The sequence below is a fragment of the Pseudomonas tohonis genome, assembly GCF_012767755.2.
Taxonomy (GTDB): Bacteria; Pseudomonadota; Gammaproteobacteria; order Pseudomonadales; family Pseudomonadaceae; genus Metapseudomonas; species Metapseudomonas tohonis.
The window spans coordinates 4,663,126-4,688,634 of the sequence record NZ_AP023189.1 but is presented as its reverse complement, the minus strand read 5'-3'; the positions used below and the strand labels follow the sequence as shown (position 1 = coordinate 4,688,634).

Below are 25,509 nucleotides of genomic sequence, written 5' to 3'. Positions count from 1 at the left end.
CGCAGTCAGCCTCGCCGAGGCTTTTGGACACCCCTCATGGACTTACCCAGTAGTTACTCAACACCGCATTTGCACGATCGCGTATTGACTGATTGACCCTCCTTGGCGTGCGCCGCCACTGGGGGTGGAGCGCGCTATGACCGAAGTAGAAGTAAGAAAGTCGCAAGAAAGCCTGCAGGACCGCCTCGCTCAGGTGGTCGATCTGCTGCATCGGCACAAGCTGGTCGAAGACCTGACCCACCGTCAGGAAGGCCAGCACCAGGATCTCGTCGAGAACCTCGTCCATCGCCAGAACCTCGCCGAGCTGCAACGCAAGCTCGATGAGCTGCACCCGGCCGACATCGCCCACATCCTCGAAGCCCTGCCGCTCGACGATCGCCTGACCGTCTGGCAACTGGTCAAGGCCGAGCGCGACGGCGACATCCTCCTTGAAGTCTCGGACGCGGTCCGCGAGAACCTGATCGCCGACATGGACGATCACGAATTGCTCGCCGCCGCCAAGGAGATGGACGCGGACGAGCTGGCCGACCTCGCACCCGAGCTGCCTCGCGACGTGATCCACGAGCTGATGGAGACGCTGGACGCCCAGCAGCGCGAGCGCGTGCGTTCCGCCCTGTCCTATGAAGAGGACCAGGTGGGTGCGCTGATGGACTTCGAGATGGTCACCATCCGTGAGGACGTGACCCTGGAAGTGGTGCTGCGCTACCTGCGTCGCCTCAAGGAGTTGCCGGGCCATACCGACAAGCTCTTCGTGGTGGATTACGACGGCATCCTCAAGGGTGTGCTGCCGATCAAGCGCCTGTTGGTGAATGACCCCGACAAGCAGGTCGCCGAGGTGATGGCCAGCGATCCGGTGAGCTTCCACCCGGACGAGGATGCCTACGACGCCGCCCAGGCGTTCGAGCGTTACGACCTGATTTCTGCGCCGGTGGTGGACAAGAACGGCAAGCTGATCGGCCGCCTGACCATCGACGAGATCGTCGACCTGATCCGCGAGGAGAGCGAAACGGAAGTCCTGAACATGGCCGGTCTGCGCGAGGAGGAAGACATCTTCGCCTCGGTGTGGAAGTCGGTCGGCAACCGCTGGGCCTGGCTGGCCGTCAACCTGGTCACCGCCTTCATCGCCTCGCGGGTGATCGGCCTGTTCGAAGGCTCGATCGAGAAGCTGGTGGCATTGGCGGCACTGATGCCCATCGTGGCGGGCATCGGCGGCAACTCCGGCAACCAGACCATCACCATGATCGTCCGCGCCATGGCGCTGGACCAGGTCAGCACTGGCAACACCTCGCGCCTGATGCGCAAGGAGCTGGCCGTGGCGTTGGTCAACGGCCTGGTGTGGGGCGGGGTGATCGGCCTGGTCGCCTACTACCTCTATGACAGCTGGTCCCTGGGGGCGGTGATGACTGGAGCGATGACGCTCAACCTGCTGCTTGCCGCCCTGATGGGCGTGCTGATCCCGATGACCCTGGTTCGCCTGGGGCGGGACCCTGCCATGGGTTCCAGCGTGATGATCACCGCCATGACCGACAGCGGCGGCTTCTTCATCTTCCTGGGGCTCGCGACCGTTTTCCTGCTCTAGACCTCATCGTCATGCCCAAGGCCCCGCATCTGCGGGGCCTTTTGCTTTCCGGCGGGTGAACGCCAAATCGCGGGCAAGAAAAAGCCGCCTCAGGGGGCGGCTCTCAATCGACGTGCTGCGAACTCAGGCTTCTTCGGCGGCGAGTTCGGCATCGTGGGCGATCAACGCAACCAGCGCATTCTGCTGGCGACGGGAAAGCTGGCGGAAGCGTTGCAGCAGTTCGCGCTCGTGCAACGACAGCTCTGGGCTGTCCAAGCGCATGGACAAACCTTCGTCCAGAGCGCCTTCCTGGAGCATGCTCTGCTCGAGGCGGGCGATGATCTCGGAGTTCATGCTGCGGTGATGGTTACGCGCCACATCGGCGATGCGCTCGCGCATGCCTTCTGGCAGACGGACGACGAACTTGTCAGCTGTGCGGCTGGAGTAAATAGCCTGTTTCATAGGGCGCATACATTTAAACCGGTTAGTTCAGGGAGCGATGCTGGCAATGAGCTATGTGATTGTCACCGGTTTGACCATCTTTAGCATCAGTCGTTCAACCATTCATCGCGATTGGCGTCATTATGACCTTGCAGTCACCTAAACGGTTCCTTGACGTCAAATCTGTGTCGCATTGTGCGCTGGGTAGCGGCTTTTTGCCAGCACCAGTTGTCCGAAATGCGAGTGAATATGCAAAAGGCTCCCATATGAATGCGGTAGGAGGGAAAAATTCCCCGCTCCGTTGCAGAAGGTTGCCGATTTCGTGCGCGACGGCACATCCAGCGCTCTGGGCCGGGCTTCTGGTACGTCAGGATTCGTTGTGCAAAGCGTAGCGCGCCTCCATAAAGCCAGCACTGGCAATTCGCTACTGTGCGACGTCCGGTAGGTGTTGCCGGGGCATTCGGGTGCTCCAAACTGCAATGCTTTCCGGGTAATGTGGCGTCCGCCGTGCAACAGGCGGCGATCGCAGCGGATGAACTTCCAGGTAAGCAGATGAAAGGCAGGCTGATCTATCTCATCGGACCCTCAGGCTCAGGCAAGGACAGCCTGCTCGATGCCGCCCGCGAGCCGCTCTCCAGGAGTGGCTGCCACATCGTGCGGCGCGTGATCACCCGCTCGGCCGAGGCGGTGGGCGAGGCGGCGGAGGCGGTGAGCCCCGAGCGTTTCGCGGAGATGGAGCGGAGCGGCGCCTTCGCCATGAGCTGGCACGCCAACGGGCTGTCGTACGGCATCCCGACGCAGATAGATGAATGGCTGGCGGCGGGGGAGGATGTCCTGGTCAATGGCTCCAGGGGTTATCTGGCGGAGGCCTTGAAGCGCTATCCGGACCTGCAGGCCATCCTGTTGACGGTGGAGATGGACGTCCTGCGCCGGCGCTTGCAGGCCCGGGGTCGCGAGCCCGCCGAGGAGATAGAAGCGCGCCTGGCACGCAACGCCCGCTTCACCGAGTCCCTGCAAGAGGAGGGTGGTGCCGCCCTGTCGATCCTCGACAACTCCGGCCCCCTGGAGCAGACCCTGCAACGCCTGCTGCAACTGCTCGATCGGCCTCGGTCCTGAATCAGCGCAATACCGGGTCGAACTTAACCCGCTTGCCTACCATCAGTGCCACCAGCAGCAGCACCCCGCTGGCGCCCAGTGCCACCTTCACCGCTGCAGCCGGCCACGTGGCCTGCCAGGGTTCCAGCCATAGGGTCAGGGTGAGCAGCAGGCTGATGAACAGGAACAGCACGGCTGACTTCGACATCTCGATCTCCTTGCCGACATAGGGATGCTTAAAAGAAAGGGTCGTAGTAATTGGCGATGCGCTCATCCCGATCACGCTCGGCTTTCTGCTCTTCCGCCAGACCCTGATCGGTGATGCGATCGATCACCCAGAGCGCTCCGCAGGTTCCCGCCGCCAGCAGCAGGATCAACCCCGGAAACACCATCCCCCATGCGGTCATGTCCATGCCGGGCCCTCAGAACGACAGGCGTTGGGCGGGGCGAGGTTGCCACTCGCTGCTCTGCAGCTGGCTCACCTTCGGCTTCTGGTCGCCGGACTGGGTGGCGTATTCGAATTGCACTGGCGTCGGGTTGATACGCTCGACCAGATGCTTCACGGCCTGTTGCTGCTGGTTGCTCTGCAGGGCGGCGAAGGCGCTGGCTGCCAGGAGCGTCAATACGGTTGCTGCGAGGAGCGTGATGACACTGTTCATGATCGGGGCTCGCATCCAGAATTCTCATGACTGGAATAGAGCAGGTGTCATGCCAAGCTCGAATATTTAAAAATACCTTTAAAATCAATTGGTTGCGTATGTTCAGCAGGGTGCTTTCCGTGCACTTTGCAAGGCGCCCGATTTTTGTCCATTGCAAATTGCACGGGTGCAGGACGGCAGGGGTTTCGCCGCTTCGCTTGTTCCGGCACCAAGCGCTCTGGAATGGGGGCGCGAGCGTTCAGTCCAGCGGCAGCTCGGTCGTGCGCTTCACCTCGCTCATGGCGATGTTCGAGTGCGCTTCCAGCACGTGCGGGCGCTGCAGCAGCTGGTCCCGCAGGAAGCGCTCGTAGCTGCCGATATCCCGCGCCACCACCTTCAGCAGGTAATCCGAGCCGCCGGCCATGGTGTAGCACTCCAGCACCTCCGGGTAGCCGACGATGGCTTCCTCGAACTCGGTCAGGTTGTTGCGCCCGTGGGCCGAGAGCTTGATGTTGACGAACACGGTGATGGAGAACCCCAGCAACCTGGGGTTGAGCAGCGCGACCTTGCGCTCGATCAGCCCGTCTTCCTGCATGCGGTTGATGCGGCGCCAGCAGGGCGACTGGGACAGCTCCACCTTCTCGGCCACTTCGGCAGCCGACAGATCGGCATTGTGTTGCAGCAGGCGAAGGATCTTGCGATCGATAGGGCTCAGAGGGTTGTGCATGAATAAGTCCGCAATCTTGTTCTTGTTGGAAGGATCATGCGCAGTATTGGCATTCGGGCCCGAAAATAGAAAGAAAAAAGCAGAACCCTTCAGTCAGATTATTGAGCATGCGTCCCGGGCGGTGATCCTGCCGCGGGACAGGAGGATGGCGCTAACCGTAGCCATCCTGGTCGCCATAAAAATAAAAGGAGCGCCCGCATGTCTCTGGCCGAGATCCGCCTGGATGACAAATACCGGCTTGCAACCGGTCATCTGTACCTCACCGGCACCCAGGCGCTCACCCGCCTGCCGATGCTGCAGAAGCAACGCGATGCGGCCCATGGCCTGAACACCGCCTGCTTCATCTCCGGCTATCGTGGTTCGCCCCTCGGCAACCTCGACAAGAGCCTCTGGGAGGCCAAGTCCTTCCTCCAGGAAAACCACATCCACTTCCAGCCGGGCGTCAACGAAGAGCTCGCCGCCACCGCCGTGTGGGGCAGCCAGCAGACCAGCCTGTTCCCCGGCGCGCGCTACGACGGCGTGTTCTCCATGTGGTACGGCAAGGGCCCGGGCGTGGACCGCTGCGGCGACGTCTTCAAGCACGGCAACTCCGCCGGCGTGTCCCCCCATGGTGGCGTGCTGCTGCTGGCCGGCGACGACCACGGCTGCAAGTCCTCCAGCATCGCCAACCAGAGCGAGCACGCCTTCATCGCCGCCTCCATCCCCGTGCTCAACCCGGCCAACGTCCAGGAAATCCTCGACTACGGCATCATCGGCTGGGAACTCTCGCGCTACAGCGGCTGCTGGGTGGCGCTCAAGACCATCGCCGAGAACGTCGATTCCTCCAGCGTGGTGGACGTCGACCCGCTGCGCATCGACGTGAAGATCCCGACCGACTTCGTCCTTCCCGAGGACGGCGTGCACATCCGCTGGCCCGACCCGCCGCTGGCCCAGGAAAAACGCCTCAACACCTACAAGATCTACGCCGCCCGCGCCTTCGCCCTGGCCAACGACCTCAACCAGGTCAAGCTCGACTCGCCCAACCCGCGCCTGGGCATCATCACCACCGGCAAGTCCTACCTCGACGTGCGCCAGGCCCTGGTGGACCTCGGCCTGGACGACGAACTCTGCGCCAGGGTCGGCCTGCGCGTGCTGAAGATCGGCATGAGCTGGCCGCTCGAGCCGGTCTCCGTGCACCAGTTCGCCGAAGGCCTGGACGAAATCCTCGTGGTCGAGGAAAAGCGCAGCATCATCGAGGACCAGCTCACCGGCCAGCTCTACAACTGGCCGGTGGACAAGCGTCCGCGCGTGGTCGGCGAATTCGACGAAGAGGGCAACTCCCTGCTGCCCAACCTCAGCGAGCTGACCCCCGCGATGATCGCCCGCGTCATCGCCAAGCGCCTGGCGCCCATCTACTCCAGCGAGCAGATCGAATCGCGCCTGGCCTTCCTCGCCGCCAAGGAAAAGGCCCTCGCGGAACCCAAGCACAAGACCGTGCGCACCCCGCACTTCTGCTCCGGCTGCCCGCACAACACCTCCACCAAGCTGCCCGAAGGCAGTCGCGCCCAGGGCGGCATCGGCTGCCACTACATGACCCAGTGGATGGACCGCAACACCGACACCTTCACCCAGATGGGCGGGGAGGGCGCCACCTGGATCGGCCAGGCCCCCTTCACCGACACGCCGCACATCTTCCAGAACCTCGGCGACGGCACCTACTTCCACTCCGGCCAACTGGCCCTGCGCGCCGCCGTGGCCGCCGGGGTCAACATCACCTACAAGATCCTCTACAACGACGCCGTGGCCATGACCGGCGGCCAGCCCATCGACGGCGAACTGCGGGTCGACCAGCTCAGCCAACAGGTCTTCGCCGAAGGCGTGAAGCGCATCGCCCTGGTCACCGACGAACCCGAGAAGTACCCCACCCGCGCCACCTTCGCGCCCATCGTCACCTTCCACCACCGCCGCGAGCTGGACGCCGTGCAGCGCGAGCTGCGCGAGTTCAAGGGCGTCTCGGTGATCATCTACGACCAGACCTGCGCCACCGAGAAGCGCCGCCGCCGCAAGCGCGGCAAGCTCGTCGACCCGGCCAAGCGTGCCTTCATCAACCCCGCCGTGTGCGAGGGTTGCGGCGACTGCAGCGTCAAGTCCAACTGCCTCTCCGTGCTGCCGCTGGAGACCGAGCTGGGGCGCAAGCGCGAGATCGACCAGAACGCCTGCAACAAGGACTTCTCCTGCCTCGAAGGCTTCTGCCCCAGCTTCGTCACCGTCCACGGCGGCGAGCTGCGCAAGCCCGAGGCGGTCGGTAGCGGTGCCCTGTTCGCCGTGCTGCCCGAGCCGCGCCAGCCGAGCCTCGAGCGCCCCTGGAACATCCTCCTGCCCGGCGTCGGCGGCAGCGGCGTGACCACCGTCGGCGCCCTGCTGGGCATGGCTGCCCACATCGAAGGCAAGGGCTGCAGCGTGCTCGACCAGGCCGGCCTGGCGCAGAAGTTCGGCCCGGTGATCACCCACATCCGCATCGCCGCCAGGCAGGACGACATCTACGCCGTGCGCATCGCCGCCGGCGAGACCGACCTGCTGCTCGGCTGCGACCTGGTGGTCGCCGCCAGCGAAGAGGCCCTGGCCAAGCTCAACGAGCGCATCGCCACCGCCGTGGTCAACAGCCACGAGGCCGCCACCGCCGAGTTCACCCGCAACCCGGACGCCCAGGTCCCCGGCCAGGCCATGCAACAGGCGCTGGTGGAGGCCGTCGGTGCCGACAAGACCCACTTCATCGATGCCACCCGCCTGGCCACCCGCCTGCTCGGCGACAGCATCGCCACCAACCTCTTCATGCTCGGCTACGCCTACCAGCGCGGGCTCGTACCGGTTTCCGCCGAAGCCATCGAAAAGGCCATCCAGCTCAACGGCGTGGCGGTGAAGCTCAACTGCGAAGCCTTTCTCTGGGGGCGCCGCGCCGCCCACGACCTGGCGGCGGTGGAGAAGCTCGCCGCGCCGGAAGTGGCCGAAGCCAAGCCCTGCGAGAGCCTCGAGGAGATCATCCGCTTCCGCGTCGACTTCCTCACCGCCTACCAGGACGCCGGCTACGCCAAGCGCTACAGCGACCTGGTCGAGCGCGTGCGTCGGGTCGATGAAAGCGCCGGCAAGGAACTCACCGAAGCCGTCGCCCGCTACTACTTCAAGGTCCTCGCCTACAAGGACGAGTACGAAGTGGCGCGCCTCTACAGCGACGGCGAGTTCCGCAAGCGCCTGCGCGCCCAGTTCAGTGGCGACTACCGCCTGCAGTTCCACCTGGCGCCGTCCTGGCTGGCCAAGCGCGACCCCGTCACCGGGCAACCGCGCAAACGCAGCTTCGGCCCGTGGATGCTCAAGGCCTTCGGCCTGCTGGCGACCTTCAAATTCCTCCGTGGCAGCGCGCTGGACCCCTTCGCCTACAGCGAGGAGCGGCGCCTGGAGCGCGAGCTGATCGTCCGCTACGAAGACAACGTCGAAGCCGTGCTCGCCCACCTGCGTGGCGACAACTACCGCGTCGCCGTGGCCATCGCCGAACTGCCGGAGCAGATCCGTGGCTACGGCCACGTCAAGGAGAAGGCCCTGGCCAAGGTCCGCGAGCACGAGGCGCAATTGCGCGCCCAGTTGCTGGCTACCGAGATCAAGGTCGTGCGCCTGTTCGACTCCGCCGCCTGACACCTTCCCATCACCGGCCTTCCCACGGGGGAGGGCCGGCGTTCACCCAGACAAACGCATGCAGAGGTACACCATGTCCGTCTTCTCCCACGTCGAATTCGATGGCCACGAACAGGTCGTCTTCGGTCACGACAAGGCATCCGGCCTCAAGGCCATCATCGCCATCCACAACACCCACCTCGGCCCCGCCCTCGGTGGCTGCCGCATGTGGAACTACGCCAACGACGAGCAGGCCCTGCGTGACGTGCTGCGCCTGTCCCGCGGCATGACCTACAAGTCCGCCCTCGCCAACCTGCCCCTCGGCGGCGGCAAGGCCGTGATCATCGGCGACCCGCACACGGGCAAGAGCGACGCGCTGTTCCAGGCCATGGGAGACTTCGTCGACAGCCTCGGCGGGCGCTACATCACCGCCGCCGACTCCGGCACCGGCCCGGCCGAGATGCAGATCATGGCCGAGCGCAGCCGCCACGTGGCCGGCGCCAACCAGCGCGAAGCCTTCGATGGCGGCGTGCGCAGCGGCGACCCGTCGCCGTCCACCGCCTATGGCGTGTTCATCGGCATCCAGGTGGCGGTCAAGCATCGCCTGCGCCGCGACGACCTCAAGGGCCTGCGCGTGGCCATCCAGGGCGTCGGCCAGGTCGGCTTCCACCTCGCCAGCCTGCTGCGCCAGGCCGGCGCCGAGCTGTGGGTGACCGACATCGTCGAAGCCAACGTGCGCCGTGCCGTCGAGCAACTGGGGGCCAAGGCCGTCGGGCAGCACGAGATCTATGGGCTGGACGTCGATGTCTTCGCGCCCTGCGCCATGGGCGGCATCATCAACCCGCAGAGCCTGGAAGCGCTGCGCGTGCCGATCATCGCCGGCGCCGCCAACAACCAGCTGGCCGACGCGCAACTGGCCGAGGAGCTCAAGCGCAACGGCTGCCTCTACGCGCCGGACTACGCCATCAATGCCGGCGGCATCATCGACGTCTACTTCGAGCGCAGCGGCGGCAGCGCGGCCGAGCTGAAGGCGCACATCGAAGGCATCGGCAACACCCTGCGGCAGATCTTCACCCGCGCCGACCAGGAAGGACGCACCACCACCGATGTCGCCGACCGCCTCGCCGAAGAGCGTTTCGGGCGCGTGTAACGGCGTGGGGTTCACGGGAATGTCGGCTCCGGCGAGCGTCATTCCCGTGAACGCGGGCCCCGCCGGAAAAACTCAGATATCCAGGTACAGGCTGATCCCGTGGGGCCTGTAGCCCAGCGACTCATAGAAGCGATGGGCCGCCTCGCGGCTCTGCCCGCTGGACAGCACCAGCTTGTAGCAACCCCAGGCACGGCCGCGTTCGGCGGCCTTGTCCATCAGCGCCTGGCCGATGCCCAGGCCGCGCGCGTCCTTGTCCACCACCACGTCCTCGACGATCGCCGAGCGCGCGAAGTTGTGCGCCAGGTGCTCCACCAGGATCACCGTGCAGGTGCCCAGCAGGCGCCCGTCACGCTCCGCCACTACCACCTCGCGGCCACTGGGCAGCTCCGCGAGGCGCAAGGCCAGCAGCGCGTGGTCGGGCCGTGACTCATCCTCGCCCAGCTGGTGCAGCAGGGCGGCCAGCGCCGGTGCATCCGCCGGGCTGGCGGCGCGCAGGGTCACGGTGGTGAAGGGGGAGTCGGGCAGGAGCTGCGGGAGTGGCTGGGGCATGGCGAAGGTCCCTCTGATTTTTGCGGAAGTATGGTGCACTGCCGTGGCAGTGGCATGACAAAACGCGCAAGCGCCGTTAACATGCCGCCCGTTCGCATCGACTGCCCGTCGTGCGTGCCGTCTCAGTAGCTCAATTGGATAGAGCATCCCCCTCCTAAGGGGAAGGTTGGTGGTTCGAGCCCACTCTGGGACACCATGAATACCGAAGCCCCGCACAGCGCAAGCTGGCGGGGCTTTTTCATGGCCGCAGGGCTCAGGCCTCGCCGCCGTCATTGGGCAGCGTCAGGTAGATCAGCACCGCCAGCAGGGTGATGAAGAAGCGGAAGGCGTCCGGCACGCCGTTCCACTGCTCCGACATCCACATGCCGAACCATTCCCCGCCCACCGACATGAACGCCACCTGCCAGGTGAGGAAGCCCAGCGTCAGGCCGGCGATGGCCCAGCGCTTGGCCGCGAGGAAGCCGGCGGCATCGGCCTTGCGCGCCCGCAGCAGGTGCAGGCCGCCGACCCAGCAGAGCAGGGCGGTGGTGGTTTCCAGGGCGATGATGCCGAGGTAGCCGGCGTGGTGGACCCAGGGCGTCTCGATGGCGCGGTACATCAGCTGGTTGCCGGGGAAGGTGGTGTCCATGAGGAACACGTGGTGGACGAAGGCGAAGTTGGTGCCGTAGTCGGTGACGTTGTTGAAGGCCACCAGCGAGGCGAAGAAGGCCATGGCCAGCACCATGAGGGCTTTGGAAAGGCGGATCGTGATCATCGTTGTGTTTCCTGCAAATGGCGAACCGGTCGCGCGCGCAGCCGTCCCGCCCGGCATGCAGCGGGCAGGGCGAGGCCGGGCCGCGCGCGGCGACGGCTCTGGTCGGGGTCGTATGCCCGGGCGGGCCAGGCGAAGGGGCGCATGGGGGCGCCGAGGTGCGGAGATCGGGACTGGAGGACCTGAGGCCGGCGCCGTACCGGGAAGCACGGCAACCCGGCTGGATGAAACGCCGCACGGGAAGGAGCGCGGATTCTCGATGCATCCGCATGCCGCGGTCAATCGATCGGGGGCGGTTCGGCTGAACGAAAGAACCATTGCCGTGAGGGCCGGTCTTGAGGATGCTGAGCGAAACTTTCCATGGTGCCCGGATGACGCCCGTTCCCGACCCCGCCAGCCGTTCCCTGCTCCTCGACAACGGCCTCGCCGTGCTGCTGCGCCACATGCCCGGCGCGCAGCGGGCGGCGGCGGCGCTGCGGGTGGCCGCCGGCAGCCATGACGAGCCACGCGAATGGCCCGGGCTTGCGCATTTTCTCGAACACCTGCTGTTCCTCGGTGGCGTGCATTACCCCGACCAGCAGCGGCTCATGCCCTTCGTCCAGGCCTGCGGCGGGCGCCTCAACGCCAGCACCCAGGCCCGCCACACCGACTTCTTCTTCGAGCTGCCGCCCGCGCGCCTGGAGGCCGGCCTGGCGCGGCTCGTGGACATGCTCGGCGCGCCGCAACTGGCGATCGACGCGCAGCTGCGCGAGCGCGAGGTGCTGCAGGCCGAGTACCTGGCGCGCGCCCGCGACACCTGGACCCTGGCCCAGTCCGCGCTCGCGGCGGCGCTGGCGCCGGGGCACCCGCTGGCCGACTTCCATGCCGGCGACCGCGACAGCCTGGCGGTGGAGGACCCGGCGTTCCAGGCCGGACTGGCCGCCTTCCACCAGGCCCACTACCAGGGCGCGTGCATGCGTCTGGTGCTGCTCGGACCTCAATCACTGGACGAGCTCGCGGGGCTCGCGCAGCGCCTCGCGGGTTCGCTGCCCGGCGGTGCGCCCGCCGCCCCGCCCCCGGCGCCCGCATTGCTGCCGCTGGTCAGCCACAGCCTGCGCATGTGCCTGCCCGGCGCGGCGCGCAGCTGGCTGGCTTTCGCCCTGGAGGGCCAGCCGGCCGCCTTGCCCCAGGCGCTGGAGGTGCTGCGCGAACTGCTGCAGGACGAGGCCGAGGGCAGCCTGCAGGCCTGGCTCGTCGAGCAGGGGCTGTGCGATGGATTGCAACTGCTCGTGCCCCACCTCGACCAGGGCCAGGCGCTGCTGGTGCTGGACCTGGCCCTCGCCGACGCCCGCCCCGAAAGCCGTGCGCGCCTCGAGGCGGCGCTGTTCCACTGGCTCGCCGCCCTGCGCGAGCAGGAGCCCTGGCGCGACCTCCTGGCCCGCCACCAGGCCCGCGCCGGCCATGCCCGTCCGGCGCCGCTGGAGCAGGCGCGCAGCCTGCTGGAGCGTGGCTGGGACCCACCCGCGCCGCTGGAGGCGCGCGATTTCGCCCGGCTGCTCGCGCAGCTCACGCCGCCCCGGCTGATCCGCCTGTTCGCCAGCGAGGCGGCGGTCGCCGGCCGCGTGCAGGCCGCCGGCTTCCCGCTGGCGCTGGAGGAAGACGGCGTCCCGCCCTGGCCTGCCCTCGACGTGCGCTGGCGCTTCTCCGGCGTCCCCATGTTCAGCCCCTTCGAGGTCCCGGCTGCGCGGGGGGCGGACGACGTCCCGCTGTTGCACCACTGGGGGGATGCCGAGCGCGCGGCGGTGTTCCTGCGCTGGCGTCTGCCGGCCGAACCTGTCGACGGCGGCTTCTACCAGGCCTTGCAGCGTGCGTTGCGGGCGACCCAGAGCCGCGCCCAGCAGCAGGGCGTCGCCATCGATTTCAGCGAACAGGGCCGCGACTGGCGGTTGAGCCTGCGCGGTGCCGCCGGATTGCTGCCGCCGGTGCTCGACGCGGTACTCAAGACCCTGTTCGAACCGCCCCTGGCCGCCTGTGAACAGGGGCGGCGCCTGCACCGCGCCTGGCTCAACCGCGAGGCTGGCGAGCTGCCGATCCGCCAGTTGTTGCGCGGGTTGCCGGATCGCCTGGATGCCGTCGCGCAGCCCCGCCCGGATGACGAGCCGGTCTCACCCGCACGCCTGGGGCGCTTCTGGGCGCGCACCGCCTGGGAGGTCATGGCCGTGGGCCTCGACGAGCACCCGCGCCAGCTCCTGGCCGGCGTCTTGCGCGGTGTGCCCGGGCGGCGTCTCGACGGCCATGCCCCGGCGGCCCCCGTCGCCACGCGGCGTTGGCACCCGGTGGCGGTGCAGGGCGATGCCGCCCTGCTGCTGTTCTGCCCGCTGCCCGATCGCCAGGCGCAGACCGAAGCCACCTGGCAGTGGCTGGCGCGCTGCCTGGAGGCGGGCTTCTACCAGCGCCTGCGCAGCGAGCTGCAGCTGGGCTACGCCGTGTTCTCCGGCTTCCGCCTGATCAACGGCCACGCCGGCCTGCTGTTCGGCGTGCAGTCGCCCAGCGCCACCGTGGCGCAGGTCCTCGGGCACATCGAGGCGTTCCTCGCCGGCCTGGACGAGGCGCTGAAGGACGGCGAGGCCCCGCGCCAGGCCCTGCTGGCACAGCTGCGCAGCGGCGACGAGGACGCGGCCGAGCGTGCCTGGAACCTGCACCTGGCCGGACGCGCGCCCGACTGGCCCGACCGCGTCGCCGATGCCCTCGAACAGGCCGGCCGCGATGACCTGCTCGCCGCCCTGGAGGCCCTGCAGCAGGCCCGTGGCGGCTGGCTGGCGGTCGCCAACGCTGCACGCCCCGACTCGCGCTGGCACTGATACCTCCTCCTTTCCGCGCCCTCGCCACAGCCTCCCAATCCCCTACCAAGGCAGCGGTACGACCCCCTTCCCAGGTCGTGCCGCTGGCCTCGTCCGTCCGTTGCGACTTGCGCCCCGCTACCGCCGAGGGGGGCGGCCCGCACCTTCCCGCCAGGGCCGTACAGGGCCCGCCAAAGCATCGGCGAAACAGCGCCAAGGCCGCATATGGCGGGCGTTCCGGCGTTTCGATAATCGCCTCCGTCACGGCTCGAGCGAGTCGTCCCACCCAGCGGAGAGCGCCATGTACAACAACAAGAACGTCACCATCGGATTCCTGCCCCTCGCCCTCACCACCGGCCTGGCCCTGGCCGTCATGGAACAGGCCAAGGCCGAGATCGTCCTCTACGACAAGGACGACACCACCTTCTCCACCGACGGCTACGTCAACGCCTTCTACGTCAACAGCGACGTCGACCGCGAAGGCGAGCAGTTCGACCGTCGCCAGTCGCGGGTGAAGATGGGCTTTTTGCCCAACTGGATCGGCTTCAACATGGGCAAGCAGGTGGATGACCTCAAGCTCGGTGCCCGCGCCTCCTTCTGGGTGACCATCAACGACAGCGAGACCAACGGCACCGACACCGCCATCGACGTCCGCCAGTTCTACGGCACCGTCGGCAGCGACTGGGGCGAGGTGCTGGTGGGCAAGGACTTCGGCCTGTTCGCCCGCTCCAACATCCTCCTCGACGAGATGCTCGCCGGCTACGGCCAGGTCAGCGACACCCTCGGCCTGGTGGATGGCGGCGGCGTCTCCTTCGGCAACATCGGCAGCGGCTACCCCTATCCGTTCCCCACCTCGCAGATCACCTATCGCAGCCCCAAGAGCGACGGCCTGCGCCTGGCGGTCGGCATCATGGACCCGGTGGACACCAACGACGACAGCCCCACCGGCAAGGCCTACCAGGAGAACCCGCGCTTCGAATCCGAACTCACCTACGAGTTCGAGCTGGGCGGCGCGCAGATCTACTCCTGGCTCAACGGCGGCTACCAGACCTCGGACAACACCGACCCGGCGGTCGACAGCGTCACCTCCAAGGGCCTGGGCTACGGCGTGCAGGCGAAGATGGGTGCCTTCTCGGTGGTCGCCTCCGGCTTCCAGGCCAAGGGCATCAACCCCTTCTTCACCAACAACGCCGGCGAGGCGACCCTGCGTGAAGTCGACAGCGACGGCTACCTGCTGCAGGGCTCCTACCGCTTCGGCAAGAACCGCCTGGCGCTGTCCTACGGCAAGACCAAGGACGACGGCAACGGCGCGGTGAACACCGGTGCCGACTACGAGACCCGTGGCATCGCCCTGTTCCACGACGTCAACGACAACCTCAAGCTGGTCGCCGAATACAACCAGTTCGAGATCGACGGCCACGCCGGCTCCGCACAGAACGAAGACACCGACACCGTCGCCCTCGGCGTGGTGCTCAACTGGTAACGCTCCACCCTGTCTTGCTCCCTTGTGTTTGGCGGGAAGGCGCATGCCTCCCGCCTTTTTTGCGTTTGATGGGGAGTGGTTTCGCCAATGAATTCGCTCCTGCCCTGGCGGGCTGCAGAAAGCGTCATGCCACCGATGGACGCGACCGCCGCGTAGGGTGGAGGTCGCTCTTTACCTCCACCAGGCGGAGCCGGGCCGTGGCACCTCCTGATGCCTGATGCGCCTTCGAAGGCGCCCATCCTGCGAAGAGCTCGCAGCCGCGCATGGGGTGTGCCGCGCGCACCTCGAAGATCCCGCGCACACCCATCCAGGGCCGAATGAGTGGCCGGGCCGCTCCCCGAGGCCGAACGCAATCGTCAGTGCGGCCTCATCCCTTCGGACGAGCCCGCCGCTACCCAAGAAGGATGGGGCGGCCCCGGGTCGCTCCGTAGAATCCACAGCAACTGCAGGCCCATTCGCGAGGCGCACCATGCAACAGCATCAGGACGAGGGCGTGGTCACCGCCATGTCCAGCGCCACCGACGCCGAGGCCGTGGCCCAGGACCTGGCGCGCCAGCTGATCCACCCGCACCTGGGCTTCGTGCTGTTCTTCTGCTCGGCGGAATACGACCTGCCGGCCCTGGGCGCGGCGCTGGAGCAGTACTTCGGCGGCATCGAGCTGGTGGGCTGCACCAGCGCCGGCGAAATCACCCCCAATGGCTACGGGCGCGGCTGCGTCAGCGCGGTGGGCTTCGACTACCGCAGCTTCTCCATCGGCTGTGCGCTGATCGACGAAATGGAGCGCTTCAGCCTGATCGACGCCCAGCAGCTCGTGGAGCGCCTGGTCGGTGACTGCCGCAGCAACTCCCTGGCGCCGATCAAGGACCACAGCTTCGCCCTGACCCTGCTGGACGGCCTCTCCAGCCGCGAGGAAGTGGTGCTCGCCGCCCTCAGCGCCGCCTTCGGCAGCATCCCGCATTTCGGCGGCTCGGCCGGTGACGACAACCACCTGACCCACACCCACGTCTACCACGGTGGCCAGTTCCACACCGGCGCGGCGGTGGTGGTGCTGGTCAACACCCAGCTGGATTTCGAGGTCTTCAGCACCCACCACATCCTGCCCAGCGACGAGAAACTGGTGGTCACCCGCGCCGACAGCGCCAGCCGCCGCGTCTTCGAACTCAATGCCGAGCCCGCCGCCCAGGAGTACGCCCAGTGGATCGGCGTGCCGCTGGAGGCCCTGGACCACCGTCTGTTCGCCGCCCATCCGCTGGCCGTGCGGGTCAACGACCAGTACTACGTGCGCTCCATCCAGCGGGTCAACGACGACCTCAGCCTCAGCTTCTACTGCGCCGTGGAGAACGGCATCGTCCTCACCGGCATGCGCCCGGGGCCGCTTTTGCCCAACCTGCAGGCCCTGTTCCAGCGCCTGGAGCAGCGCCTCGGCCCGCCGCTGCTGACCATCGGCTGCGACTGCTTCCTGCGCCGCCTGGAAATCGAGAGCGATGGCGGCGTCGAGCAGACCGGCGAATTCCTCCGTCGCCAGCGCGTGATCGGCTTCAACACCTACGGGGAACAGTTCAATGGCATGCACATCAACCAGACCTTCACCGGTGTCGCCATCGGACGCCGCCCAGGCGATGCAGGTCGCTGACTACGAAGCACGCATCGCCCGGCTGGAGGGCGAGAACCACAAGCTCAAGCGCATCAACGCCGCGCTGATCGAGCGGGTCGAATCCAGCGCCGCCCGCCGCGACGACGCCTACGCCGCCTTCCAGCACTCGGTGGTCCTGGCCGAGCAGGTGCGCGAACGCACCGACGCCCTGAACCAGGCGATGTCCGAACTCAAGGCCAGCAACCAGCTGCTCAGCGACGCCCGGCTGCGCGCCGAGACGGCCCACCAGCACCTGGTGGACGCCATCGAAAGCATCTCCGACGCCTTCGTGCTGTTCGACAGGGAGCAGCGCATCGTCCTGTTCAACAGCCGCTTCAAGTCCTTCTGGGCCAACAGCCGCGCGCGCATCATCAGCGGCACCCGGCTCTCGGAGATCAAGCGCCTGGCCGAAAGCACCGGGCTGATCGTCGAAGAGCAGCGCAGCAGCGACAACGAGCACAGCCTCTACCGCCTGCAGGACGGGCGCTGGGTGCAGGTCAGCGAGCGGCCCACCCGCGAAGGCGGGCTGGTGATCCTCTACACCGACATCACCGACCTGAAGATCAGCGAAACCATGCGCCGCGAGCAGGCCCTGGCGCAGAAGTCGCGCCTGCTCCAGCGCGCCGTGGACAACCTCTCCCAGGGCATGGCCATGGTCGGCGCCGAAGGCACCCTGGAGCTGTGGAACCACCGCTTCCTCGAACTCTGCGGGCTGGCGCCGATCCAGGCGCACCGGCCCTTCGCCGAAGTCATGGCCGACAGCGAGCTGGCGCTGCTCACCCCGCAGACCCGCGACGCCAATGGCCGCCCGGTGCGCGAGCTGGAACAGCGCCTGTTCGACGGCCGCATGCTCGAAGTGCGCACCCACGCGCTGCCCACCGGCGGCTTCGTCAACACCTTCACCGACATCACCGAGCGCTACCGCCACGCCGAGGCGCTGGCCGAGAGTGAACGCTGGATCCGCCTGATCACCGACCACGTGCCGGCGCTGATCGCCTACCTCAACGCCGAGCTGGTCTACGAGTTCACCAACAAGGTCTACGAGGAGTGGTACCGCTGGCCGCGCGGCGGCATGCTCGGCCAGCGCCTGCGCGAGGTGCACAGCGAGGAACACTGGCGGCGCCTGGAGCCCTATGTGGAGCGGGCGCTCTCCGGCGAGAGCGTCACCTTCGAAGTGGCCGAGACCAACCTCAACGGCCAGGAGCGCTACATGCTGCGCTCCTACGTGCCCAACCGCCTGGCAAGCGGCGAAGTGGTCGGCATCTTCGTGCTGATCCGCGACATCACCGAGCGCCGGCGCACGGCCGAGGCCCTGCACCTGGCCTACCAGAACCTGGAGCAGCGGGTGCGCGAACGCACCGCCGAACTCACCCAGCTCAACGAGCAACTGCTGCGCGAGATCGGCGAGCGCAGCCAGGTGGAACTGCGCCTGCGCGAGGCCAAGCGCGAGGCCGAGCAGGCCAACCTGTCGAAGACCAAGTTCCTCGCTGCCGTCAGCCACGACCTGCTGCAACCCCTGAACGCCGCCCGGCTGTTCACCAGCGCCCTGCAGGAGCAGCGCGAGCAAGCGGTGAGCACGGCGCTGGTGCGCAACATCAGCAACTCGCTGGATGACGTGGAAAGCCTGCTGGGCACCCTGGTGGACATCTCCAAGCTCGACGCCGGGGTGATCAAGCCCGACATCGCGCCCTTCGCCGTCAGCGAGCTGCTCGACAACCTCGCCGTGGAATTCCGCCAGGCGGCCGCCAGCGAGGGGCTGAGCCTGCACTTCGTGCCCAGCTCGGCGCTGGTGCGCAGCGACATCCAGTTGCTGGCGCGCATCCTGCGCAACCTGCTCAGCAACGCCATCCGCTACACCCCCAGCGGCCGCGTGCTGCTGGGCTGCCGGCGGCACCGGCAAAGCCTGTCGATCGAGGTCTGGGACAGCGGCATCGGCATCGCCGACGACAAGCTCAAGGAGATCTTCCAGGAGTTCAAGCGCGGCGACTCGCAGCGGCCCAAGCAGGACCGGGGCCTGGGTCTGGGCCTGGCCATCGTCGACAAGATCGCCGGCATGCTCGGCCACCGCATCCAGGTGCGCTCGCGCCTCGGCCAGGGCTCGCGCTTCTGCGTCGAGGTGCCCCTGGCCAAGCGCGCACCCAAGGCGCGGGTGGAAGCGAGCACCCCCGAAATGCTCGTGGAGCGCCTGCGTGGCTCGCGGGTCTGGGTGCTGGACAACGACGCGGCCATCTGCGCCGGCATGCGCACCCTGCTCGAAGGCTGGGGCTGCCAGGTGGTCACCGCGCTCTCGGAAGAAGACCTCGCCCGCCAGGTGGACAACTACCACGCCGACGCCGACCTGCTGATCGCCGACTACCACCTGGACAACGGCCACAACGGCGTCGACGCCGTCGCCAGCATCAACGCCCGCCGCGGCACCGCCTTGCCCGCCCTGATGATCACCGCCAACTACAGCAACGAACTGCGCCAGCAGATGCGCGAACTCGGCCACACCCTGATGCACAAACCCGTTCGCCCGATGAAGCTCAAGGCCGCGATGAACCACCTGATCGAGCGGGGTGGGTGAGGGGCACACCGCCAACCATCGCGCGTCGATCCGCTCTTGTAGGTGTGCTGCGCGCACCGGTCCCGCGCTGGGCCTGTCCGGCGATCTCCGACAGGCTCCGTGCCGATCCGACCTTTTGAGGTGCGCACGGCACACCCTACGACCGAGCCGCGAGCATCGGGCCGAGCCCGCGCATCAATGTGTTTTGTAATGCACAGGGCCGAGCCCGCGCGTCGATCCGCTCTTGTAGGGTGTGCTGCGCGCACCGATCCCGCGCTCGATCCGTCCGGCGATCTCCGACAGGCTCCGTGCCGATCCGACCTTTTGAGGTGCGCACGGCACACCCTACGACCGAGCCGCGAGCATCGGGCCGAGCCTGCGCGTCGATCCGCTCTTGTAGGGTGTGCTGCGCGCACCGGTCCCGCGCTCGATCCGTCCGGCGATCTCCGACAGGCTCCGTGCCGATCCGACCTTTTGAGGTGCGCACGGCACACCCTACGACCGAGCCGCGTGCATCGGGCCGATCCCGCGCATCCATCTGCTCTTGTAGGGTGTGCTGCGCGCACCGATCCCGCGCTCGGCCTGTCCGGCGATCTCCGAAAGGCTCCGTGCTACTCGCCAAAATCCCCATCCTGTTCTCCGGCACCTCCCCAACCCGTCGGGTAGAGGCCTTCGCGCACCAGGCGATGGAAGCTGGACCAGGGCCAGTCGGCCACCCGGGTGACCAGTCCGTGTTTCACCGGGTTCCAGTGCAGGTAGTCCATGTGCCGGCGGTAGTCGTCCGCGTCGCGTATGCCGTGTTCCCAGAAGCGTCGTTGCCAGAACCCGGACTCACGTCGTGCGACCCGGCTATTCGAAGTGGGTGGCAGGTGAACCGATTGGCTGACCTTGCGCTTGATGATCGACCAGCGCCGCGCGAAGTCGGTATCACCGGGCGGCAGCTCCCAGAGGCAATGCAGGTGATCCGGCAGCAGCACCCAGCCGTGGATGCGGAACGGCTGTTCGAGCCGCACCGCCTGGATTGCATTGCGCAACGCGTGGCGTACCGAGGGCTCGGTCAGGAGCGGCCGGCGCTTTGCGGTGACGAGTGTGAAGAAGTAGTACGAGCCGGCTCGCTGCGAGCGGAGGTAGCGCGACATTCCCGGGGTTCCCTGCAAGCGTCGAAGCTCGGCAGGGTAGGGCGGCGCGGGGCGCGGTAGGGCGCGCCGGGCGAGGTGAAAGCTCCGGCTGCGCTGTCGGCCGGACGACCCCTAGCGCCGCAGATAAGCCGCGAAGTCGATATCCCCCGCACAGAGGATCGCCTGCACGCGGTTGTGCACGTTGAGCTTGCGCAGGATGGCGGAGACGTGGGCCTTGACCGTGGTTTCGGCGATGTCGAGGTTGTAGGCGATCTGCTTGTTCGACTCGCCCTTGGTCATGCGCTCGAGCACCAGCAGTTGCTTGCGGGTCAGCGCCTGGAGCAGTTCCGGGGGGATGCCGTGCTCGTCCTGGTGGTTGCGCCGGGGCGAGCTCTTCTGGGTGCGGATGATGTCCGAGGGCAGGTAGACGTTGCCGTTGAGGATCTGCTCGATGGCCTCGGTCATCTGCGCCCGTGGCGAGGACTTGGTGATGAAACCCACCGCGCCGTAGGTGATCGCCTGCAGGACGATCTGCTTGTCCTGCTCGGCGGAGACGATCACCACCGGGATGGTCGGCGCCTCGTTGCGCAGGTTGATCAGGCCGTTGAGGCCGTGCATGCCGGGCATGTTCAGGTCGAGCAGGATGAGGTCGAGGTCGTCGTGTTCCTGGGTCAGGCCCAGGGCGCTGTCGAGGTCGGCGGTCTCCATCACTTCGCTGTCGGGGAAGCCGTCGCTGATGACGTTGTGGATGGCCTCGCGGAACAGCGGGTGATCGTCGGCGATCAGGATCTTGTACATGGCCATTCACCTCATTGTTCTGATTATGGAGGGGCTCTCGGGCGCGGATTCAGGGCAGGGGCACGGGCTCGGCGGGTTGCAGCGGCAGGCCGGCCTGTTCCCAGGCGTCGATGCCGTCACGGTACCAGTAGAGATTGCGGTAGCCCAGCGCATGCGCGCGCCGTTGCGCGTTCCAGCTCAACCAGCAGTCGGAACGGCAGTAGAAGACCAGCGGCCACTGCAGGTCGCCCTGGCTGGCCTTGCGCAGGTTGTCGGCGAAGTAGGCCTGCCAGCGCGCGTCCAGCTCGCCGTTGCCGGTGTTGGCCAGCCACAGGCTGCCGGGCAGGTTGGCGTGGGGTTCGTCGGCGATGAAGCGGCCTTCGAGGAACTGGCGGCGGTAGACGTCGATGAGCTTCGTACGCGGGTCGCGTTCCAGCAGCTGGCGCAGGCCGGCGGTGTCCAGGGTGCGGGCGTGGTCGGCCTCGGCGGGCGTGGGGCTGCGGTAGCGGTCGGTGCGGTAGCCGTCGGCGGAGAACAGCGACGGCTCGGCGTCGGCCCGGACGGCGGCCGGGAACAGGAGGGGCAGGCACAGCAGTGAGGCGATGAGGACTCGCATGGCAGGCATCTCTTTATTCTTATGGCCCGCATTACAAGCCAGCCGCGCGCCTTTGGAAATCCTACGTTGGAGAGGAAAACCCGTACCAAAGTAGTAGTTTCCCCGCCTCAGCCGGCCCGGCGCAGCGCCGCGTGCTGTGGGTTGAAGCTGGCCACCGCCGCCACTGCGAAGACCAGCGTCAGGCCCAGGCAGACGCCCAGGGCCAGCGGGTTGAGCCGCTCGTACAGGGCGAAGCGCACCAGCTCCACCGCGTGGCTGAAGGGGTTGGCCGCGCACAGCCAGTACAGCCACTCGCTGGCCTCGCGCATCTTCCACAGGGGGTAGAGCGCCGAGGAGAGGAAGAACAGCGGGAAGATCACGAAATTCATCACCCCGGCGAAGTTCTCCAGCTGGCGGATGAAGTTCGACAGCAGCAGCCCCAGGGCACTGAGCAGCAGCGCCGCCAGCAGCAGCGCGGGCAGGGCGGCGAGCAGGCCCCAGGCCGGTGGCTGCACGCCGTAGAGCCAGGCGATGGCGAGGAAGGCATACACCTGCAGCAGCGACACCAGCGCCGTGGCCAGCAGCTTGGCACCCAGCAGGAAGGGGCGCGGCAGCGGGCTGGTGAGCAGTACGCGCATGCTGCCCATCTCGCGGTCGTAGACCATCGACAGCGAGCCCTGCATGCCGTTGAACAGCAGGATCATGCAGGCCAGCCCCGGGACGATGTAGGTCTCGTAGGTGATGTAGGTGGCGTACGGGTCGATGATGGCGATGCCCAGCGCCGCGCGGAACCCGGCGGCGAATACCAGCAGCCACAGCAGCGGCCGCACCAGGGCGCTGAGAAAGCGTGAGCGCTGCAGTACGAAGCGCAGCCATTCGCGCCCGACGATGCCGCGCAGGCATTGCCAGTAGGCATTGGCGTTCATGCCCGTGCCCTCGGCCGGGTGAGCTCGCCGAAGGCACCGGCCAGGCCGCCGCCATGCGTTGCACTCAGCTCGCCGGCGGTGCCCGAGGCCACCAGGCGGCCCTGGTCGAGCACCAGCAGGGCGTCCTCGCCGCGCACTTCGTCCAGCAGGTGGGTGGTCCACAGCACGCTCAGGCCTTCGTCGTCGCACAGCTGGCGCACGTGGTGGTTGAGGGCCTGGCGGCTGGCCGGGTCGAGGCCGACGCTGGCCTCGTCGAGCAGCAGCAGGCGCGGGCGGTGGAGCAGGGCACGGGCGATTTCCACGCGCCGGCGGTGGCCGCCGTTGAGGGCGCGCACGCTGTCGCGGCGGCGTTCGCCCAGGCCCTGGCGCGCCAGCTCCTGGTCGATGCGCGCGGCCGCCAGCTGGCGCGGCATGCCGTGCAGGGCGGCGTGGTAGCGCAGGTTCTGCTCCACCGAGAGGTCGAGGTCCAGGGTGCTCTGCTGGAACACCACGCCGAGCTGGCGCAGGGCCAGGCGCGGCTGCCGGCGCAGGGAGTGGCCGGCGACGCGGATGTCGCCGCGCTGCAGGTCGTAGAGGCGGCTGAGCAGCGCCACCAGGGTGGACTTGCCGGCGCCGTTGGGCCCCAGCAGCGCGGTGAAGCGGCCCGGTTCCAGGGCGAAGCTCACGCCGTCCAGCGCGCGCCGTGGGCCGTAGTCGAAGCCCAGGCCTTCCACGTCCAGGGCGTTCATGGGGCGACCACCACGCCCCAGGGGTAGCGGCCGACCTTGATCGACCGGGTCACCTTGAGGCTGTCGACGTCGATCACCGAGACGTCGCCGCTGATGCCGTTGGTGGCCAGCAGGGTCTTCTCGTCGGGGCTGAAGGCCAGGTGCCAGACGCGCCGGCCCACCAGCAGGTAGTCGAGCACTTCCAGGGTCCTGGCATCCACCACCGCCACATGGTTGGCCGGGCCCAGGGCGACGAAGGCGTAGCGGCCGTCGCGGGTCAGCTTGACCCCCACCGGTTGCACCTTGTCCGGGTGCACGCCCTTGATCTGGAAGCGCAGGGTCTTCTGGATGCTGCGCGTGGCCACGTCGACCACGGTGACGGTGCCGCCGATCTCCGCCGAGGCCCACAGGCGCTTGCCATCGTGATCGAACTCCACGTGGCGCGGGCGCTGGTCCACCAGGGTGTTGTCCACCAGCGCCTGGGTCGAGGTGTCGATCCAGTGCAGCATGTTGGTGGTCTCGCTGGTGTTGATCGCCCACTTGCCGTCCGGGCTCACCGCCATGCCCTCGGGCTCCACGCCGACGTCGATCTGCGCCAGCACCTGGCTGCTCTGGGTGTCGACCACCGTGACCAGCGCATCGTCCTCGTTGGAGATGTACAGCCAGCGGTCGTTGGGGTGCAGGGCGAACTGCTCCGGGTCGGCGCCGGAGGGCAGCTCCTTGATGATCTGCCGCGTGGCCAGGTCCATCACCTGCACGGTGTCCGAATCGCTGGCGCAGATGTACAGCAGCCTGTTGTCGCTGGACAGCGCCAGGCCGCGCGGGCGCTTGCCCACCGGCAGGCTGGCGGTGACCGTCAGTGTGTCCATGTCGATCACGCTGATGGCGTTGTCCTTCTCGTTGGACACATAAGCGGTGGCGGCGAAGGTGGCGCCGCTGGCCAGCAGCAGCGCGACGCCGAGCAGGGTGAGGGGGAGGCGGGGCATGGCGGGGTCCTTGTTCTTGGCGTTCATGGCGTGGCTTCCAGGGCAGCCTCGGCCAGGCGGCAGCGGCTCTCCGGCGCGTCGTGGCCGAGGGTGTCGAGTTCGCTGAAGGGGTGGAGGAATCCGTCCTGGGGCGAGGTGCTGATCAGCGCGCGTGGCTGGATCAGCTCGATGGGCTGGCGCAACTGGCCGTCCCAGGGGCGGTAGCTCAGCTTGCGGCCCTTGAAGCCGTCCAGCGGCAGGTCCGGCGACAGCTCCAGGGTGCGGATCGCGGCGGCGTCGGTGGCGCCCAGGCGGGTCACCGCGCTGGCGATGCTGCGCACGGCCACCCAGGCGGCGAAGTCGCGGTCGTTCATCCAGCGCCCGGTGAGGGCCTCGAAGCGCTTCTGCAATTGCGCCGCGCCGTAGGTTTCCACCGTCTTGTGCCAGCCCGTGGGCACCAGGCCCTGGGTGCCGGCCACCGGGCGTGGCAGCCAGGTGTTGTAGGGCAGGTATTCGCCGAAATCGCCGCGCTCGTCGGCCACCAGTACGCCGTCATAGTCGTCGGCCTGGGTGAACAGCGGCATGTCGGCCTGGGCGCTGCGGCGCTGTTCGTTGTCGAAGGTCCAGGGCTTCTCGCCGATGATCTTCAGGCCGAAGCGCCCGGCGGCGCGGCGCAGGGCGGCAGCGTAGGCCTGGTCCTCGGGGCGCGGGCCGACCACCAGCAGCCAGCGCTTCCACTGGCGCAGGGCAAGGAACTGCACCAGGGCGTCGGCGAGCATGGCGCGGCTGGGCAGGCTGTGCAGCACGTTGGGCAGGCAGGCGTCGGTGCGCAGCGCGTCGTCGGCGGCGCCGGCGTTGAACAGCAGGCTGTCCGGCAGCGCCGCCGACAGCTGGCGCAGCAGCGGCGCCGGGGCATTGACCACGAACAGGCGCAGGCCCTCGGCATGTTGCTGGCGTGCGGCTTCCAGCAGCCCGGCTTCGGTCTCGGCGTTGGTCGCCAGCAACTGGTAGCGCTGCTTGAGGAAGCGCCCGGTGCTGTTGTTGTCGGTGGTCGCCAGCTCGGCGCCGCGCAGGCCGGCGTCGCGGGGCTCGGGGATGACGTTGGAGAGCAGCGGTCCCGGGTCGGGGCTGTAGCCGAGGTAGCCGATGCGTACCTCCAGCGGCTGGCGCGCCTCGGCGGCGACGGCGTGGTTGGCCAGCAGCGCGGCGGCGGCCAGGGCCAGCAGGTAGGTCAGGGCATAGGGCGCAAGGTGACGCATGGCGGGGGCTCCCGTTCTTGTAGCGCCAGCCTAGGGCCGCCCCGAGCCCTGGGAAATATGCAGAAAGTAGCGCCGGGGCAGTACCAAGGTAGTAACCCGGCCGCCCGCCCCAGGCCCTAGCATGGAGG

At 67.7% G+C, this 25,509-nt stretch carries 22 protein-coding genes and 1 tRNA gene; 9 read left to right on the top strand and 14 right to left on the bottom strand.

Features of this window, described 5'->3' with window-relative positions:
• The first annotated feature begins 136 nt into the window (after window positions 1-136).
• On the top strand, window positions 137-1,579 hold the full coding sequence (gene mgtE, locus HSX14_RS21190) for a magnesium transporter (protein ID WP_173172367.1): 1,443 nt from the start codon (window positions 137-139) through the stop codon (window positions 1,577-1,579).
• A 123-nt stretch (window positions 1,580-1,702) separates the two neighbouring features.
• On the opposite strand, the gene HSX14_RS21185 is transcribed toward mgtE, so the two are convergent.
• Window positions 1,703-2,029, bottom strand: coding sequence for an Arc family DNA-binding protein (locus HSX14_RS21185; RefSeq protein WP_031287390.1), 327 nt, complete (start codon window positions 2,027-2,029; stop codon window positions 1,703-1,705).
• A 522-nt stretch (window positions 2,030-2,551) separates the two neighbouring features.
• Between HSX14_RS21185 and phnN the strand changes: the two genes are divergently transcribed.
• Window positions 2,552-3,115: a phosphonate metabolism protein/1,5-bisphosphokinase (PRPP-forming) PhnN gene (phnN, locus tag HSX14_RS21180; protein WP_173172369.1), complete on the top strand. Its 564-nt coding sequence runs from the start codon at window positions 2,552-2,554 to the stop codon at window positions 3,113-3,115.
• A 1-nt stretch (window position 3,116) separates the two neighbouring features.
• On the opposite strand, the gene HSX14_RS21175 is transcribed toward phnN, so the two are convergent.
• From HSX14_RS21175 to HSX14_RS21160, 4 genes are all read right to left on the bottom strand, one after another.
• Entirely contained in the window at window positions 3,117-3,302 is a 186-nt protein-coding gene (locus tag HSX14_RS21175) for a PA3371 family protein (RefSeq protein ID WP_173172371.1), read from the bottom strand.
• A gap of 28 nt (window positions 3,303-3,330) precedes the next feature.
• Complete coding sequence (locus tag HSX14_RS21170) at window positions 3,331-3,507, bottom strand: hypothetical protein (RefSeq protein ID WP_158545606.1); 177 nt, start codon at window positions 3,505-3,507, stop codon at window positions 3,331-3,333.
• Between the two features lie 9 nt (window positions 3,508-3,516).
• The gene (locus HSX14_RS21165) at window positions 3,517-3,753 is read right to left on the bottom strand and encodes a hypothetical protein (protein WP_173172373.1); all 237 of its coding nucleotides are present in this window, start codon (window positions 3,751-3,753) and stop codon (window positions 3,517-3,519) included.
• Between the two features lie 238 nt (window positions 3,754-3,991).
• The gene (locus HSX14_RS21160; protein WP_173172375.1) at window positions 3,992-4,459 is read right to left on the bottom strand and encodes an Lrp/AsnC family transcriptional regulator; all 468 of its coding nucleotides are present in this window, start codon (window positions 4,457-4,459) and stop codon (window positions 3,992-3,994) included.
• 198 nt (window positions 4,460-4,657) lie between these two features.
• Between HSX14_RS21160 and HSX14_RS21155 the strand changes: the two genes are divergently transcribed.
• The gene (locus HSX14_RS21155; protein ID WP_173172377.1) at window positions 4,658-8,125 is read left to right on the top strand and encodes an indolepyruvate ferredoxin oxidoreductase family protein; all 3,468 of its coding nucleotides are present in this window, start codon (window positions 4,658-4,660) and stop codon (window positions 8,123-8,125) included.
• A 73-nt stretch (window positions 8,126-8,198) separates the two neighbouring features.
• Entirely contained in the window at window positions 8,199-9,254 is a 1,056-nt protein-coding gene (locus HSX14_RS21150) for a Glu/Leu/Phe/Val family dehydrogenase (protein ID WP_173172379.1), read from the top strand.
• A 72-nt stretch (window positions 9,255-9,326) separates the two neighbouring features.
• On the opposite strand, the gene HSX14_RS21145 is transcribed toward HSX14_RS21150, so the two are convergent.
• Window positions 9,327-9,803, bottom strand: coding sequence for a GNAT family N-acetyltransferase (locus HSX14_RS21145; protein ID WP_228723475.1), 477 nt, complete (start codon window positions 9,801-9,803; stop codon window positions 9,327-9,329).
• 119 nt (window positions 9,804-9,922) lie between these two features.
• Here HSX14_RS21145 and HSX14_RS21140 point away from each other — a divergent pair.
• A tRNA-Arg gene (locus HSX14_RS21140) sits at window positions 9,923-9,999 on the top strand.
• Window positions 10,000-10,056: 57 nt separating this feature from the next.
• Here HSX14_RS21140 and HSX14_RS21135 read toward each other — a convergent pair.
• Complete coding sequence (locus HSX14_RS21135; protein ID WP_173172460.1) at window positions 10,057-10,554, bottom strand: DUF2165 family protein; 498 nt, start codon at window positions 10,552-10,554, stop codon at window positions 10,057-10,059.
• 371 nt (window positions 10,555-10,925) lie between these two features.
• On the opposite strand from HSX14_RS21135, the gene pqqF reads away from it, so the two are divergent.
• From pqqF to nahK, 4 genes are all read left to right on the top strand, one after another.
• Entirely contained in the window at window positions 10,926-13,394 is a 2,469-nt protein-coding gene (gene pqqF / locus HSX14_RS21130; RefSeq protein ID WP_173172383.1) for a pyrroloquinoline quinone biosynthesis protein PqqF, read from the top strand.
• Between the two features lie 280 nt (window positions 13,395-13,674).
• The gene (locus HSX14_RS21125) at window positions 13,675-14,856 is read left to right on the top strand and encodes a porin (protein WP_173172385.1); all 1,182 of its coding nucleotides are present in this window, start codon (window positions 13,675-13,677) and stop codon (window positions 14,854-14,856) included.
• A 469-nt stretch (window positions 14,857-15,325) separates the two neighbouring features.
• Window positions 15,326-16,489 carry a nitric oxide-sensing protein NosP gene (gene nosP / locus HSX14_RS21120; RefSeq protein ID WP_173172387.1) on the top strand — a complete coding sequence of 388 codons (1,164 nt, stop codon included), beginning with the start codon at window positions 15,326-15,328 and terminating at the stop codon, window positions 16,487-16,489.
• Entirely contained in the window at window positions 16,419-19,055 is a 2,637-nt protein-coding gene (gene nahK / locus HSX14_RS21115) for a hybrid sensor histidine kinase/response regulator NahK/ErcS' (RefSeq protein WP_173172389.1), read from the top strand. Before nosP ends, nahK begins: the two co-directional genes overlap by 71 nt.
• Window positions 19,056-19,645: 590 nt before the next feature.
• Here the strand turns inward: nahK and HSX14_RS21110 are convergent.
• The 7 genes from HSX14_RS21110 to HSX14_RS21080 all read right to left on the bottom strand — a co-directional run bounded on the left by HSX14_RS21110 (window position 19,646) and on the right by HSX14_RS21080 (window position 25,381).
• Window positions 19,646-20,173 (bottom strand): REP-associated tyrosine transposase, encoded by a 528-nt coding sequence (locus tag HSX14_RS21110; protein ID WP_173172391.1) that lies wholly within the window; start codon window positions 20,171-20,173, stop codon window positions 19,646-19,648.
• 111 nt (window positions 20,174-20,284) lie between these two features.
• A complete protein-coding gene (gene agmR / locus HSX14_RS21105) occupies window positions 20,285-20,950 on the bottom strand; it encodes a response regulator AgmR (RefSeq protein ID WP_173172393.1) in 666 nt (221 codons plus the stop codon).
• Window positions 20,951-20,999: 49 nt separating this feature from the next.
• A complete protein-coding gene (locus HSX14_RS21100; protein WP_228723474.1) occupies window positions 21,000-21,545 on the bottom strand; it encodes a PQQ-dependent catabolism-associated CXXCW motif protein in 546 nt (181 codons plus the stop codon).
• A 107-nt stretch (window positions 21,546-21,652) separates the two neighbouring features.
• Window positions 21,653-22,450: an ABC transporter permease gene (locus tag HSX14_RS21095; RefSeq protein WP_173172397.1), complete on the bottom strand. Its 798-nt coding sequence runs from the start codon at window positions 22,448-22,450 to the stop codon at window positions 21,653-21,655.
• On the bottom strand, window positions 22,447-23,178 hold the full coding sequence (locus HSX14_RS21090; RefSeq protein WP_173172399.1) for an ABC transporter ATP-binding protein: 732 nt from the start codon (window positions 23,176-23,178) through the stop codon (window positions 22,447-22,449). Before HSX14_RS21090 ends, HSX14_RS21095 begins: the two co-directional genes overlap by 4 nt.
• Window positions 23,175-24,143, bottom strand: coding sequence for a YVTN family beta-propeller repeat protein (locus tag HSX14_RS21085; RefSeq protein WP_173172401.1), 969 nt, complete (start codon window positions 24,141-24,143; stop codon window positions 23,175-23,177). The genes HSX14_RS21090 and HSX14_RS21085 overlap by 4 nt, the downstream gene beginning before the upstream one ends.
• Window positions 24,144-24,166: 23 nt before the next feature.
• On the bottom strand, window positions 24,167-25,381 hold the full coding sequence (locus tag HSX14_RS21080) for an ABC transporter substrate-binding protein (protein ID WP_173172403.1): 1,215 nt from the start codon (window positions 25,379-25,381) through the stop codon (window positions 24,167-24,169).
• Between the last annotated feature and the right edge of the window lie 128 nt (window positions 25,382-25,509).